Origin of the sequence: Nonomuraea turcica (genome assembly GCF_030718205.1) — a bacterium.
Lineage (GTDB): Bacteria > Actinomycetota > Actinomycetes > Streptosporangiales > Streptosporangiaceae > Nonomuraea.
This window is the reverse complement of the sequence record NZ_JAUZQF010000008.1, coordinates 1-14,174: the sequence shown is the minus strand read 5'-3', so window position 1 is coordinate 14,174 and position 14,174 is coordinate 1. Positions and strand designations below refer to the sequence as shown.

The following is a 14,174-nucleotide window of genomic DNA, read 5'->3' as shown; positions in this document are numbered from 1 at the left end:
AGAATCGGAACCCCAGGTGGCGGCACTCGGGTGGATGCGGCAGGCTAGATCCCGCCATGGATTACGCAGTCCTCACGGGGATAGTCCTCGTCGCCGGTGTCATGCTCGCTCTCATCGCCCAATGGCGCGATTGGCGGCCTCCGCTCATCGCCGCCATCGTCGTCGGCGTGGCGGTGCGCGTGCTCATCATGTACACCTCGGCGATCGATTCATGGCAGCCCGTCGACTTCATGGAGAGCTTCAAGCCCGCGGGCGAGGCCGTGCTGCGGGGCGAGGACCCGGTGCTGGCCAGCGAGGGAGGCTGGCACTTCCTGCCGACCATCCCCTACGTGTACGGCATCCTGCTATGGCTCGGCATCCCGTGGGAATACGCCGGGCGCCTGGTCACCGTCGTCGCCGACATCGTGCTCATCCCGCTGGTGGCCAAGCTCGCCGGCGGCCCAAAGGCGTCGCTGCGCGCCTTCCAATATGCGCTCAACCCGCTCGCCCTGCTCATCGCCTCCGTCCACGGCCAGGTCGAGCCGGTCGCGCTCGTGTTCGGCGTGGCCGCGTTCGTCGTCGCCCGCGGCCCCGGCGAGCCCGAGCGTCCCGGCATGACCACCGACGTGATCGCCAAGGTGCGCCGCGGCCTGGCGGCGTACGGCGTGCGTGCCTCGATCCCGCGGGTGATCGGCCGCGGCGGCATGCTGCACCGCGCCCTCCTGCCCGGCGCCGACGACCTGGCCCACGTCAAGCGCGGCGCGCTGGCCGGGCTGCTCATGGGTCTGGCGTTGTGCGCGAAGAGCTGGCCGATCTGGCTGATCCCCGGCATGCTCCTGCTCCTGCCCAACCTGCGCTCCCGGGTCGCGGCCCTGTTCACCACCGGCATGGTGCCGATCTTCTTCCTGGTCACGCTGCCGATCTTCGCGGGCACGTCGCTCGACCAGATCCCCGCGGTCATCCACACCATCCAGGACATCCGGCCGATCATCGGCGAATGGGGCTGGACGCCGTGGTTCACCGGCGGCGACTGGGCGCTGATCCCGGAGCTGGCCTCCTTCGGCACCAACCTCATCTACGTGTGCGTCATCGCGGTGCTCATCCTCTGGCGGCGGGCCGACCCGATCGACCTGACCACGGCCATCCTGCTGATCTTCATGGTGGTGACGCCCCGGCTGGGCGCCCAATACCTGCTGTGGTTCATGCCGTTCCTGATCGCCAGGCCAACCAGGTTCGCCTGGCCGGCCATCATCGGCGTCTCGCTCTGGGCCGGCTACGGCTACCTCTACATGACCCAGTTCGACGTCACCACGTGGTGGTATCTGCACCAGGACTGGTCGCGGGCGTCGATCGTGCTGCTGCCGATCCTGTTCCTGGCCATGCCCTGGGGCCGGCGCGTGGCACCGGCCCCCGGCCTGGCCCCCGCCGTGGAGACCGCGGCGAAGGCCAAGCTCACCTCAGCGGCATAGCCGCTCCCACAACGTGATCCACTGATCGGGGTGCACGTGACCCACGACGGCGTCGCGGGCCACGCCCGCGGCCTTCAACGCGGCGTCCACCCCCGGATAACGGGTCTTCAGCGAGGCCCGCACCGATCCTCCGACGCCGCCGAACCCCAGCTCGACCAGCTCCTGATAGGAACGACGGCCCTGGACCAGCGGCTCGGGCCGCCGCCTGACCAGGAGGATCGCCGAGTCGACCGCCGGGACGGGCCGGAAGCTCTCCCTGCCGATCGTGTCGCCGAGCCGCCAGTCGAACCACGGCCACGACTCCACCGTGACCAGGCTCCAGCGGCCGTAGTCGCCGGTGCGTTTGCGGGCGTACTCCCGCTGCGTGAGCAACGTCGCCGAGGTCAGGCCAGGCGCCCGCAGGCACCAGTCCACGATCTTCGACGTCACCGAGTACGGGATGTTGCCCACGACCGCGAACGGCTCACCCGGCGCCCGCGCGGCCGTGAAGTCGCCCCTGACCACGTCGATCCGGGGATCGCTACGGGTCCGCGCGCTCAGCTTCCCGGCCAGCAGGGGATCGATCTCGTAGCCGACGACCCTGGCGCCCGCCTCGGCCAGCGCCAAGGTGAGCACGCCTTCCCCCGCGCCCGGCTCCAGCACCAGCCCTTTGGGCGCGGCGGCCTTCACCATCAGGTCGACGGCATGCCTGTCGACCAGGAAATTCTGCGAGAGCGTGCGCCGCGCCCGGTCTCTGGGCGTGCGGCCGCCACCGCTGTTCCTGGCGTTCTTCTGGGTGTGTGAATAGTTACCGTGTGCGAAATTCCGCGCCACAGCGCTGCCCCTTCGGGTCCTCGAGATGAATGGGGTCTCGAAGGGCCCTGGGCACGCGTGCGGACGCGCAGCCTCAGATGATCGCGTCCGCTAGCGGGCCAGAGCCCGGCTGCGGCGGATGCGAATGAACATCGGGCAGGCGCACATGCATGTCATGCCTGCCACAGTAGGCAGCGGACCGGCACCCGGGCAACGCAATTAAATGTGATGCGCGAGCGGCGCCTGGTTCGTCACTCTGGACAGCGTGCAGGCAACGGTCACGGTCACCCCCGCGCAGCTCCCCGAGCTGCTGCTGCACGTCGCCGTGGTCCGGCCCGTGTTCCTGTGGGGCGCGCCCGGCATCGGCAAGAGCTCGCTGGTCCGCGAGTTCGCCGGCTCCCTCGGCCTGGAGTGCGTGACGCTGCTCGGCACCCAGCTCGCCCCCGAAGACCTGATCGGCGTGCCCGAGCTGGTGGGCGGGCGCAGCCGGTTCGCGCCGCCGGAGTCGATCGCCCGCGACGAGCCCTACTGCCTGTTCCTCGACGAGCTCAACGCCTCGGCGCCGGAGGTGCAGAAGGCGTTCTACTCGCTGATCCTCGACCGCAGGATCGGCACCTACGAGCTGCCGGCCGGCTCGGTCGTGATCGGCGCGGGCAACAGGGCGACCGACAACGCCCTCGCCCGCCCGATGGCCTCCGCGCTGATCAACCGGCTGGTCCACGTCCACCTGCGGGCCTCGGCCGACGACTGGCTGAAGTGGGCTGCGGCCAACGGCATCCACCCGTGGATCGTCGACTATCTCGTGCAGCGGCCCGACCACCTGTGGAGCCAGCCGCCGAAGACCGAGGAGACGTTCTCCTCGCCCCGGGCCTGGCACATGCTGTCCGACGTGCTCCTGTCCTACGGCGACGACGTGTCCGACGAGACGATCGCCATGCTCGCGTTCGGCACGCTCACCGCCACCCACGCCTCGGCGTTCCGCGCCTACGTCAAGACCGTGCGGCACGCGTACGACCTGGAGGCCGTGCTCAAGGGCGAGGCGCCCTGGCCGCGCGCGCCCGAGGAGCGCGACCTGCTCTACTTCCTGGCCGAGGCGTTCCGCGCCCGCCTGATCAAGGAGCTGCCCGCGGACAAACGCGGAGCCTCCTCCCGGGGTCGCGACCTCGGCTTCCGCGCCAAGACGCTGCTGGTCGAGCTGGCCGAGATCTCCCTCGAGTGCGCCCAGCTCGTCATCGCCAACAACGCCGACGGCGCACCCGCGCTGCCCACCTGGTTCCTGGTCGAGGTCGGCAGGGACGTGCCGCGGCTGATGGCGGCCCGGTCATGAGCAGCCGCCGCAAGGCCAAGGTCGACCCGTGGCGGGCCGAGCTCATGAAGGGCTGGCAGGCCACCACGAAGCAGCCGCTGTTTCGCGTCTTCTACTCCCACTTGGAGGAGGCCGAGGAGGGTGAGCTGACGAACGACACCTGGGCGATCGTCACCGACGACGGCGACGTGCGCTTCCACCCCAAGCGCCGCGCCCCGGCCGAGGAGTGGACCTGGGTCTTCGCCCACCTTCTGCTGCACCTCGGCTTCGGCCACGCCGACCCGCGCACCTGCGCGCCCAGGGACGTCGACGGCGACCGCCCGCATCCCGCCTACCACGCCGCCTGCTGCCTGGCCGTGGAGCGGTTCCTGCGCACCCTCAAGATCGGCCGCTGCCCCTGGCCGCTCCCTGCCGAGGTGCCGGAGAACGACGAGGTGACGCTGTCCGAGCAGTGGCGCAGATTCGGGATCCCGGCCCCGCTCAAGCCACGGGGGGAGCCCGACTTCCGCATCGGCTCGGCGAAGCTGGCCGACTACATGGACTTCCAGCGGTCGTTCGCGATCGGCGTCGCCGAGGCCGCCACGAGCGCGCTCGACCAGGCCGGCGAGCCTCGCACCCCCGTCGAAGGGCACGTCAAAGGGCCGTGGGACCTCGCGCTGCGCTGGTTCACCTCCTCCTACCCGCTGCTCGGCGCGCTGGCCGCGGGCATGAAGATCGTCTCCGACGCGGAGCTGGCCAGGGGCTGGTCCATCTCGATCGCCGCGGTCAGCGCCGAGGCGGGGGAGATCTACATCAACCCGCTCGCTCACCACTCCGAGGACGAATGGCGTTTCGTGCTGGCGCACGAGATGCTGCACGCCGCGCTGCGCCACGGGGAGCGGTGCGGCCTGCGGGACCCCTACCTGTGGAACGTCGCCTGCGACTACGTGATCAACGGCTGGCTGGCCGAGATGGGCGTCGGTCAGATGCCGGAAGGGCTGCTGTTCGACCAGTCGCTCAGCGGCATGTCCGCCGAGGCGGTCTACGACCACATCGCCACCGACCTGCGCCGCCTGCGCAAGCTCGCCACCCTGCGCGGGCGCGGGCTCGGCGACGTGCTCGACCGCCCGCCCCGCCGCATCGGCGGTTACGTCGACCTCGACGATTACTACCGCAACGCGCTCTGCACCGGCCTGGCCTATCACCAGAGCAACGGGCGGGGCCTGCTGCCCGCCGGGCTCGAGGAGGAGATCCGCGCGCTCGACCAGCCGCCGCTGCCCTGGGACGCCCAGCTGGCCCGCTGGTTCGACGAGCACTTCCAGCCCGAGGAGAAGCGTCGCTCCTACGCCCGCGCATCGCGCCGGCAGGCGTCGAGTCCCGGCATCCCGCGCCCCGGCTGGATCCGCCCCGAGGAAGTCGTGCGCAGGGCCACGTTCGGGGTCGTCCTGGACACCTCGGGCTCCATGGACGTCAAGCTGCTCGGCAAGGCGCTCGGCGCGATCGCCTCCTACGCCGCGGCCCGCGACGTGCCCCGCGCCCGCGTGGTCTTCTGCGACGCCGCCGCCTACGACGCCGGCTACCTGCCGGTCGAGGACATCGCGGGCAAGGTCAGAGTGCGCGGCCGCGGTGGCACCGTCCTCCAGCCGGGTGTCAGACTGCTCGAGCAGGCCGACGACTTCCCACCGGACGGGCCCATCCTGGTGATCACCGACGGCGGGTGCGACGTGCTGCGCATCCGAAGGGAGCACGCGTTCCTGGTGCCGCAGGGCGCATCGCTGCCGTTCAGACCGCGTGGTCCCGTGTTCTTCGTGAAGTGATGCCTTTGAGCTGGCATTGAGCTGGCTCGGGTATTCCTTTAACCATGGATCGACCCGCCAGGGTGCTCGTCGTGGACGACGAGCCCAACATCCGCGCCCTGCTGTCGCAGACTCTGCGACTGGTCTCCTTCGAGGTGCGGACCGCGGAGACGGGCGCGGAGGCGGTGACGGCCGCCAGGGAGTTCAAGCCCGACATCGTGGTGCTTGATGTGATGCTGGCCGACTTCGACGGGTTCGAGGTGGCCAGACGGCTCGGCGAGCGGATCCCCGTGTTGTTCCTGACCGCCCGCGACCAGGTCGAGGACCGCGTGCAGGGGCTCACGCTGGGCGCCGACGACTACGTGGCCAAGCCGTTCAGCCTGGAGGAGGTGGTGCTGCGCATCCGCGCCATCCTGCGCCGCAGCCGCACCGTCCCGCGCGACGACGTCCTGCGCTACGCCGACCTGGAGCTGGACCCGCAGGCCCACGAGGTACGCCGGGCCGGGGTGCCGGTCGAGCTGTCGCCCACCGAGTTCAACCTCCTCGAATACCTGCTGACCAACGCGGGGCGCGTGGTGAGCAAGGCGCAGATCCTGGACAGCGTCTGGCGCTACGACTTCGACGGCGACTCCAGCATCGTCGAGTCGTACGTCTACTACCTGCGCAAGAAGATCGACAAGTGGGAGCCGCAGCTCATCCACACCGTACGCGGGGTCGGCTATACGCTGAGGACCCCACGATGAGACCCGCCACCTGGACCTTGCGCACCCGGCTGGTCATGGCCATCCTCGGCCTCACCACGGTCGCGCTCGTGCTCTCCAACGTCGTCGGCGTCACGCTGCTGCGCGACACCATGATCGGCCGCGTGGACGAGCAGCTGGCGCAGATCTCCAGGGCCGCCACCGTCAGGGGCCTCCCGATGCTCGCCCAGAAGCAGATCACGGGGAACGACTACTTCGACACGCTCGCCAGGCGGTTCGCCGCCATTCAGCTGATGATCTACAACCCTGACGGCACGCTGCAGTTCCGAAGCTCCGCGCCCGGCGAGCCCGCTCCCGTCCTCGAGGAGATCAGGACCGATGTCGCCTACACCGTTCCCGGTACCTCGGGCCCGTCGTGGCGGATCCGCGCCGTCGAGGCGGCCGACGGCAGCGTGTCGGTGTTCGCCCAGTCACTGGCCGAGCTGGAGCAGAACCTCACCGCGGCCATTGCCATCGCGGTCGCGGTGAGCGCGCTCGTGCTGCTCCTGCTCGGTATGGCGGCCGCTGCCGTGGTACGCCTCGGCCTGCGCCCGCTCACCAGGATGGAGGCCACCGCCGGGCACATCGCCCGCGGCGACTTCTCCCGCCGCGCCCCCGCCCACGACCCGCACACCGAACCGGGCCGGCTGGCCCGCGCCATGAACGTGATGCTCGACCGCCTGGAGTCCGAGATCGCCGCCAGGACCGACTCGGAGGCCCGCATGAGGCGTTTCCTCGCCGACGCCTCCCACGAGCTGCGCACCCCGCTCACCTCCGTACGCGGCTTCGCCGAGCTCCACCGCAGGGGTGGCGGCGACGCCGACGAGGCGATGCGCAGGATCGAGGACGAGGCCGCGAGGATGGGCGTGCTCGTCAACGACCTGCTGACGTTGGCCCAGCTCGACGAGGAACGCCCGCTCGACCGGCACCCCGTCGACCTGCTCGAAGTGGCCGCCGACACGATCAGGGACGCCCGCGTACGGGTGCCCGAGCGGCAGGTCAGGCTGGGCGGGTTCGGCGGGCCGCTGGCGCCCGTCTCGATCGTGGGCGACGAGGCCCGCCTGCGCCAGGTGGCCGCCAACCTCATCGGCAACGCGATCTGCCACACGCCGCCCGACGCCGCGATCACCGTCAAGGTCGGCAGGTCGGATGGCATGGCCGTGCTCGAGGTCGCGGACACCGGGCCGGGCATCCCGCCCGAGCACGTGCCCCACCTGTTCGACCGCCTCTACCGGGTCGGCCAGGGCAGATCCAGGGCCGACGGCGGCGCCGGGCTGGGCCTGGCCATTGTCTCCGCCATCGTCCGCACGCACGGCGGCCGCGTCGAACTCGACACCGCGCCGGGCAAGGGCGCCACCTTCCGCGTGCTCCTACCCGGCTCCGAGGCGGCTCCCAGCTCGCATTGAAGCGCGCTCGGCACATTCGGGAGCATGAAACGGACAATCGTCGCGACGGCCCTGCTCGCCGCACTGGCCGTCGGCTGCGCCGGCCAGCAGGGCAGCACCGGAGTCGCTTCCGTATCCAGTAGCGCGTCCCCGCCCCCGGCAAGCTCAGGCGCCACGCCCACCGGCACCGCCGACCCCCAGGAGCAGGGCATGAAGTTCGCCCAGTGCATGCGCGAGCAGGGCATCCCCATGGAGGACCCCGATCCCAACGGCGGCGGCGGCCTCAGGCAGCTCGGCGAGGACGTCGACAGGGACAAGGTCCAGAAGGCCATCGAGGCCTGCCGCGACTACGCGCCGTCCAGGGACCGCACGCAGCTCAACCCCGAGCAGATCGAGCAGATGCGGCAGTTCGCCCAGTGCATGCGCGACAACGGCGTTGATATGCCCGACCCCAACCCCGACGGCACCATGGGCAGCGGCGAAGGACGCAACTTCAACCGCGACGACCCCCAGTTCCAGAAGGCGTTCGACGCGTGCCAGGACAAGTTCCCCAGAACGGGTGAGACCACGTGACCCAGATCGAGGAAAAGACTGCGCGCGCCACGCGTGCATTGCCGCCGCGCCGCCGCAGCCCGATGCGTGTCCTTGCCTGGACGGGCGGGGCCGCGCTGCTCGCCGCCGCCGTCGCGGCCGCCGCCGTGGGCTTCGGCGGCAACGGCGCCGGTACGACCACCGCCGGCCGCACGCCCCCCGCCACCGCCACGGTCAGCCGTACGACCCTCACCGAGACCACGACCGTGGACGGCACCCTCGGCTACGGCGACGTGATCACCATCGCCGCCAAGTCCCAGGGCACGATCACCTGGCTGCCCGGCGAGGGCTCCACCATCACCCGGGGCCGCGGTGTCTACAGCGAGGACGCCGACCGCCGCCCCCTCCTGTACGGCGACATGCCCCTCTACCGCACCCTGCAAGACGGCGTCACGGGCAGTGACGTCGAGCTGCTGGAACGCAACCTCGACAAGCTCGGCTACACCGGCTTCGACGTCGACAACGAATACACCTGGGCCACCAGGGAGGCCGTCGAGGACTGGCAGGAGGACCTCGGCCACGACGTCACAGGCGTGGTCCAGCCAGGCGACGTCGTGGTCGCGGACGGCGCCCTGCGCGTGGCCGAGCTGAAGAAGGCCCTCGGCGACACCGCGAGCGGCCCCGTGCTCACCGCCACCGGCACCACCCGAGAGGTGCTCGTCAACCTCGACGTGGCCGATGAGCACCTGGTGAAGAAGGGCCAGCAGGCCACCGTCGAGCTGCCCGACGGCAGCACCGTGAAGGGCAAGGTCGCGAGCGTCGGCAAGGTCGCCACCGAGACCGGCAGCGGCAACGACACCGCCACCACGGTCGAGGTCACGGTGTCGGTGAGCGGGCTGAAGAAGTCGTTCGACGCCGCCCCCGTGGACGTCACGATCGTCGCGGAGCAGCGCGAGAACGTCCTGGCCGTGCCCGTCGGAGCGCTGGTCGCGCTGGCCGAGGGCGGCTACGGCGTGCAGGTCGTGGAGGGCTCGGCCACGCGCTACGTCCCGGTCGAAACCGGCATGTTCGCCGACGGCAAGGTCGAGGTCACCGGCGTGGACGAGGGCATGACCGTGGCGGTGCCCAAGTGATCGTCGAACTGCGTGATGTCAGCAAGCTGTACGGCGGCGTCGCCGCGCTCCGCGGCGTCTCGATGGACATCGAGTACGGCGAGCTCGTCGGCATCGTGGGCCCGTCGGGCTCGGGCAAGTCCACCATGCTCAACATGATCGGCACCCTGGACCGCCCGACCGGCGGCACCGTCCGCATCGCCGGGCACGACGTGAGTGCGCTCACCGACAAGCAGCTGTCCGCCTTGCGCGGCAACGTCATCGGCTTCGTCTTCCAGCAGTTCCACCTCGCCGCCGGGGTGCCCGCGCTGGACAACGTGGCCGACGGCCTGCTGTACGGGGGACCGTCGCTGCGCGAGCGGCGGCTGCGCGCCTACGAGGCACTGGAACGCGTCGGGCTCGAGCACCGGATCGACCACCGCCCGCACGAGCTGTCCGGCGGCGAGCGCCAGCGCGTGGCCATCGCCCGCGCCGTCGTGGGCAACCCGGAGCTGCTGCTGGCCGACGAGCCGACCGGCAATCTGGACTCCCGCTCCGGTGCCGGCGTGATGGAGCTGCTGCGCGAGCTGCACGCGGCCGGCACCACCGTGGTCATCATCACCCACGACCGCAGCATCGCCGCCTCCCTTCCCAGGCAGGTCGAAATGCTCGATGGCCGCGTCGTGCCGGAGGCGCGCAGTGGACGCGTGCCGGAGGCGCACAGTGGACTCGTTGAGGGAGCCAGGACATGACAGTGCTCACCACATCCCGCCTGCGCCCGCGCGACGTGGTCAGAGTCGGCGGAGCCGGACTGCGGGCCAGACCGCTGCGGGTGTTCCTGTCCGCGCTGGGCATCGCCATCGGCATCGCCGCCATGCTCGGCGTCGTCGGCATCTCCGCCTCCAGCCAGGAGGACCTCAACCGGCAGCTGGAAGCGCTCGGCACGAACCTGCTCACCGTGTCGCCGGGGCAGACCCTGTTCGGCGAGGCTTCCCACCTGCCCGCCGAAGCCGAGGGCATGATCGGGCAGATCGCCCCTGTCACGTCGGTCACCGCGACCGGCACGACGCCCGCCAAGGTCTACCGCAACGACCACATCCCCGCGGCCGAGACCGGCAGCATCTCCGTCACCGCCGCCCGGCTCGACCTGCTCCAGGACACCGGCGTCACCGTGGTCAGCGGCGCCTGGCTGAACGCGGCCACCCACCGCTACCCGGCCACCGTGCTCGGCGCCAAGGCCGCCGACCGGCTCGGCGTCGTCCAGGCGGGCCCCGACCAGCGGGTCTGGCTCGGCGGCCAATGGTTCACCATCGTCGGCGTGCTCGCCCCCGCGCCGCTGGCGCCCGAGCTCGACACGGCCGCCCTCGTCGGCTGGCCGGTCGCGGAGGAACGGCTGGACTTCGACGGATACGCGACCACGATTTACGCCAGAGCGCAGGAAGACCACGTCGTGGCGGTCAGCGACGTGCTCGGCGCCACCGCCAACCCCGAGAAGCCGAACGAGGTCGAGGTCTCCAGGCCCTCCGACGTGCTGGCCGCCAAGCAGGCAACCGACGCCACGCTCAACGCCCTCCTGCTCGGCCTCGGCGGCATCGCACTGCTGGTCGGCGGCGTGGGCGTGGCCAACACGATGGTCATCTCGGTTCTGGAGCGGCGTGCCGAGATCGGCCTGCGCCGCTCCCTGGGGGCGACCAAGGGCCAGATCAGGCTCCAGTTCCTGGCCGAGTCGCTGCTGCTGTCGGCCATCGGCGGCGTCGGCGGCGTGGTGCTCGGCATCGGAGTGACCGGGGCGTACGCGGGTTTCCAGGGCTGGCCGGCGATCGTGCCCGTCTGGGCCATGGCCGGCGGCGTGCTGGCCACGCTCGTGATCGGCGGCATCGCAGGCTTCTACCCGGCCGTACGCGCCGCCAGGATGTCGCCGACCGAAGCCCTGGCCACTCCGTGACCTCCCCGGCGACGCCGCTGCTCTTCCATGCGTCCGATTCTTACAAGTGAGCCGCCGGGCGGCGAGGGTAGCGTCGCGCGGAGGAACCACGAGGGAAGGGCCGCAACTCATGGACGTGCTGGACCGGGCAGAGAGATATCTTCAGCTGCACGGAAGGCTGATCGACCGATTGCGCTTCGAGGCGCTGTTCCGGGATGGCTCGCGGGAGCGGGTCCTGGACGTGCTGCGCTGCTACCAGAACCCCGACGGCGGCTTCGGCCACGCGCTCGAACCCGACCTGCGGGGCGCGGGCAGCCAGCCGGAGCCGGTCGAGGTCGCGTTCTGGATCCTGGACGAGCTCGCCGCCTTCGACTCGCCGATGGTGCCGGCCGCCTGCGACTACCTGGCCGGCGTCACGGCGGCCGACGGAGGCGTGCCGTTCGTCCTGCCGTCGGTCAGGGACACCTTGAGGGCGCCATGGTGGCAGACCGATGGCGATCCGCCTGGGAACCTCATCCCAACGGCGTCGATCGCCGGACTGCTGCACAAGCACGGCATCACACACCCCTGGCTCGCCACCGCCACGGACTTCTGCTGGTCGCGCATCGCGGCCGTCCAGGAGACCAGCCCGTACGAAGCCCGCGCGATCGTGACCTTCCTGAACCTGGTCACGGAGCGGGATCGGGCGGAGGCCGAGTTCGCCCGGCTGCGCGAGGCCATCCTGGCCACGGTCGCGTTGGATCCGGACACGCCGGGGGAGGTGCACTTCCCGCTGGACTTCGCGCCGGAGCCGCTGCGGCTGCCGCTGTTCACCCAGGACGTCCTGGACGCCCATCTCGACGCCCTCCTGGACCCGCGAAGCGACGACGACAAGTGGGGCCTCAACTGGCTGATCTGGACACCGGTGGTCGAGCACGAATGGGGCGGATACCTCGCCGTCCAGAGGCTGAAGACGCTGCGCGCGTACGGGCGGCTGCCCTGAGGTTCTGTCGGTGGGGTGGCATACGTTGGAGTCATGTACGAGGAGCGGCCTCCCGGCCCGGACCTCGCCGGGCGCGTCGCCTGCGTGTGGCACCAGGTCAGCGAGACGGACACCACCCAGCTCGTGGTGCCCGACGCCTGCGTCGACCTTATCTGGGGCCCCGAGGGCCTGTTCGTGGCCGGACCTGACACGGGCCCTATGCCCACGGCCATGGCGGCAGGCGACACCTTCATCGGCATCCGGTTCAAGCCCGGCGCGGTCGGCGACGTCTTCGGGGCTCCGGTCCACGAGCTGCGTGACCAGCGGGTCCCGTTGTCCGCTCTCCCCGGTCTGCCGATCGACGAGTCCTGCGCCCCCCGGCCCGAATGGCGTCTGGAGGCCATGGGCGCGGCCGTCGAGCGGCGCCTGTCCCGTTCCGCCGCCGACCCTGCCGCGCCCGCCATCGCCAGAGCACTCATGGCCGGGCGCACGGTGACCGAAGTGGCCTGGGACCTCGGCTTCAGCGATCGCCACCTGCACCGCCGCGCCGTGGCCGCCTTCGGCTACGCGCCCAAGACCCTGCAACGCATCGTCCGCTTCCAGCACGCGCTGCGGCTCGCCCGCGCAGGCATGCCCCTCGCCGAGGTCGCCGCCACGAGCGGCTACACCGACCAGGCCCACCTGTCCCATGACGTCAAGCGGCTGAGCGGGGTGTCCATGGGACGGCTGGTCTCACCCCTACGGGTGCCTGCCTGAAACGAGCGCCTGGGCCCATCTGGCGCTCGGGTCGCTGTCGATCAGCAAGGCCCGGGCGAGCAGACTCAATGGGATGGCCAGAATGGCGCCCAACGGCCCCAGCACCAGAGTCCACACCAGCAACGAGATGAACGTCATCGTCGTCGAGAGCCCCACCGCGTCACCCAGGAATTTGGGCAGAATGAACGACTGGATGACGACGTTGATGACGATATAGGCGATGACGACGAGCACCATGGTCCGCACGCCGCCGTCCAGCAGCGCGAGCATCGCGGGCGGCAGCAACGCGATGACGAACCCGATGTTCGGGATGTAGTTGGCGATCAGCGCCAGCACACCCCAAAGCAGCGGCAGGGGGACGTCGAGGAGCGACAGCGCGAGCACGTCGAGAATCGCGTTCATGAGCCCGAAGACCGTGGAGACGATGAGATAGCGCCGCGTCTTGTGGGCGAACGTGGCGAGCGCCGTCACCAATTGGGGTCTGTTCTCTTCCCCTGCGGTGAGAATTCTGGCCATCACCGGCGCGTCCAGACACATCGCCAGCAACAACACCACCACGAGAAAGCTCGCCGAGAGCACGCCGATCAAACTCCCGAGCAGGCCCTGCGCGAGCTCGAACAACCGGCTCGGGTCGAACGCGTCCAGCGCCCGGTCGAACACGTCGGTGCCGAGCCCGTAGGTGGCGGCCCACCGCTGCGCGTCGGCGAGCAACTGCTCGAACTCGCTCGCGTACGCCGGGAGCAGCGACGTCAGCTGAGTGACCGAGATCGTCAGGATGCCCACCATGGCCAGCAGCACCAGCACGACGACGAAGAACGGCACCGCGACCTGCACCCAGACGGGCAACCCTTGGGCGTCGAGCCAGCCGCGCACCGGGGCGACGGCGATGACGAGGACAAGGGCCAGCACGACCGGGCCGGCGATCGAGGCGACCTCCCGGAGCCCGAACAGGGTGATGACCGCGCCGGCGATGCCCACCAGGATGATGAGTGCCCTGGGCAGAGTGTTCACGTGCGCTCCCTTGCGATTACCCGGTGTGAATGCCCGGGTGCCGGATGCCGGAACCGCCGATTTGACGGTTCCGGGAGGCGCACATACAGTTCTTCAGTCCCGAGGGGACGGCATGATCGCCGGCCTCACTTCGGGGACAGCCTCCAGACTTCTCCACTCCGGTGGACGTTCGCGTCCACTCTCAAGGGCTGGTAAGTTAGAGGGGTTGTCCCGGAAACGGGGCGCGACTTAATTCCCGCAGTTCTCGCGAGTCCGGTCAATTTGACAGGAATTCGCGGGGATGTAAGAATTAAGACATAACGCAAGACCGAAACGAAACGCCGGAAAACGCGTCCGTTTCTTGAGAACTCAACAGTGTGTTAAAAGCCAGTGCATGTGCATCACACATGTATGACCCCGTCATTTTTGACGGTTATTGCTTGGATGATTCATCCGAACATGATCATTGTTTGGA

Annotated in this window: 13 protein-coding genes; 11 read left to right on the top strand and 2 right to left on the bottom strand. The window is 70.1% G+C overall.

The window, feature by feature from the left end; all coding sequences use genetic code 11:
- The first annotated feature begins 56 nt into the window (after positions 1-56).
- A complete protein-coding gene (locus Q9G87_RS21230) occupies positions 57-1,448 on the top strand; it encodes a hypothetical protein (RefSeq protein WP_305918160.1) in 1,392 nt (463 codons plus the stop codon).
- Here Q9G87_RS21230 and erm read toward each other — a convergent pair.
- On the bottom strand, positions 1,437-2,261 hold the full coding sequence (gene erm / locus Q9G87_RS21225; RefSeq protein ID WP_305918159.1) for an ErmE/ErmH/ErmO/ErmR family 23S rRNA (adenine(2058)-N(6))-methyltransferase: 825 nt from the start codon (positions 2,259-2,261) through the stop codon (positions 1,437-1,439). The genes Q9G87_RS21230 and erm overlap by 12 nt on opposite strands.
- 244 nt (positions 2,262-2,505) lie before the next feature.
- Between erm and Q9G87_RS21220 the strand changes: the two genes are divergently transcribed.
- From Q9G87_RS21220 to Q9G87_RS21175, 10 genes are all read left to right on the top strand, one after another.
- Complete coding sequence (locus Q9G87_RS21220) at positions 2,506-3,567, top strand: AAA family ATPase (RefSeq protein WP_305918158.1); 1,062 nt, start codon at positions 2,506-2,508, stop codon at positions 3,565-3,567.
- The gene (locus Q9G87_RS21215; RefSeq protein WP_305918157.1) at positions 3,564-5,342 is read left to right on the top strand and encodes a vWA domain-containing protein; all 1,779 of its coding nucleotides are present in this window, start codon (positions 3,564-3,566) and stop codon (positions 5,340-5,342) included. The genes Q9G87_RS21220 and Q9G87_RS21215 overlap by 4 nt, the downstream gene beginning before the upstream one ends.
- Before the next feature lie 44 nt (positions 5,343-5,386).
- The gene (locus tag Q9G87_RS21210) at positions 5,387-6,064 is read left to right on the top strand and encodes a response regulator transcription factor (RefSeq protein WP_305918156.1); all 678 of its coding nucleotides are present in this window, start codon (positions 5,387-5,389) and stop codon (positions 6,062-6,064) included.
- The gene (locus tag Q9G87_RS21205) at positions 6,061-7,467 is read left to right on the top strand and encodes a sensor histidine kinase (RefSeq protein WP_305918155.1); all 1,407 of its coding nucleotides are present in this window, start codon (positions 6,061-6,063) and stop codon (positions 7,465-7,467) included. The genes Q9G87_RS21210 and Q9G87_RS21205 overlap by 4 nt, the downstream gene beginning before the upstream one ends.
- A gap of 24 nt (positions 7,468-7,491) precedes the next feature.
- Entirely contained in the window at positions 7,492-8,019 is a 528-nt protein-coding gene (locus Q9G87_RS21200; protein ID WP_305918154.1) for a hypothetical protein, read from the top strand.
- Positions 8,020-8,081: 62 nt separating this feature from the next.
- Positions 8,082-9,110, top strand: a complete 1,029-nt coding sequence (locus tag Q9G87_RS21195) for a peptidoglycan-binding protein (RefSeq protein WP_305918153.1) — start codon at positions 8,082-8,084, stop codon at positions 9,108-9,110.
- Positions 9,110-9,820 (top strand): ABC transporter ATP-binding protein, encoded by a 711-nt coding sequence (locus tag Q9G87_RS21190; RefSeq protein ID WP_305918515.1) that lies wholly within the window; start codon positions 9,110-9,112, stop codon positions 9,818-9,820. The genes Q9G87_RS21195 and Q9G87_RS21190 overlap by 1 nt, the downstream gene beginning before the upstream one ends.
- A complete protein-coding gene (locus Q9G87_RS21185) occupies positions 9,817-11,013 on the top strand; it encodes an ABC transporter permease (RefSeq protein WP_305918152.1) in 1,197 nt (398 codons plus the stop codon). Before Q9G87_RS21190 ends, Q9G87_RS21185 begins: the two co-directional genes overlap by 4 nt.
- Positions 11,014-11,122: 109 nt before the next feature.
- Entirely contained in the window at positions 11,123-11,974 is an 852-nt protein-coding gene (locus tag Q9G87_RS21180) for a hypothetical protein (RefSeq protein WP_305918151.1), read from the top strand.
- A 33-nt stretch (positions 11,975-12,007) separates the two neighbouring features.
- Positions 12,008-12,709, top strand: coding sequence for a helix-turn-helix transcriptional regulator (locus Q9G87_RS21175; protein ID WP_305918150.1), 702 nt, complete (start codon positions 12,008-12,010; stop codon positions 12,707-12,709).
- Here the strand turns inward: Q9G87_RS21175 and Q9G87_RS21170 are convergent.
- Positions 12,692-13,720 carry an AI-2E family transporter gene (locus Q9G87_RS21170; RefSeq protein WP_305918149.1) on the bottom strand — a complete coding sequence of 343 codons (1,029 nt, stop codon included), beginning with the start codon at positions 13,718-13,720 and terminating at the stop codon, positions 12,692-12,694. The two genes, Q9G87_RS21175 and Q9G87_RS21170, sit on opposite strands and share 18 nt — an antisense overlap.
- Between the last annotated feature and the right edge of the window lie 454 nt (positions 13,721-14,174).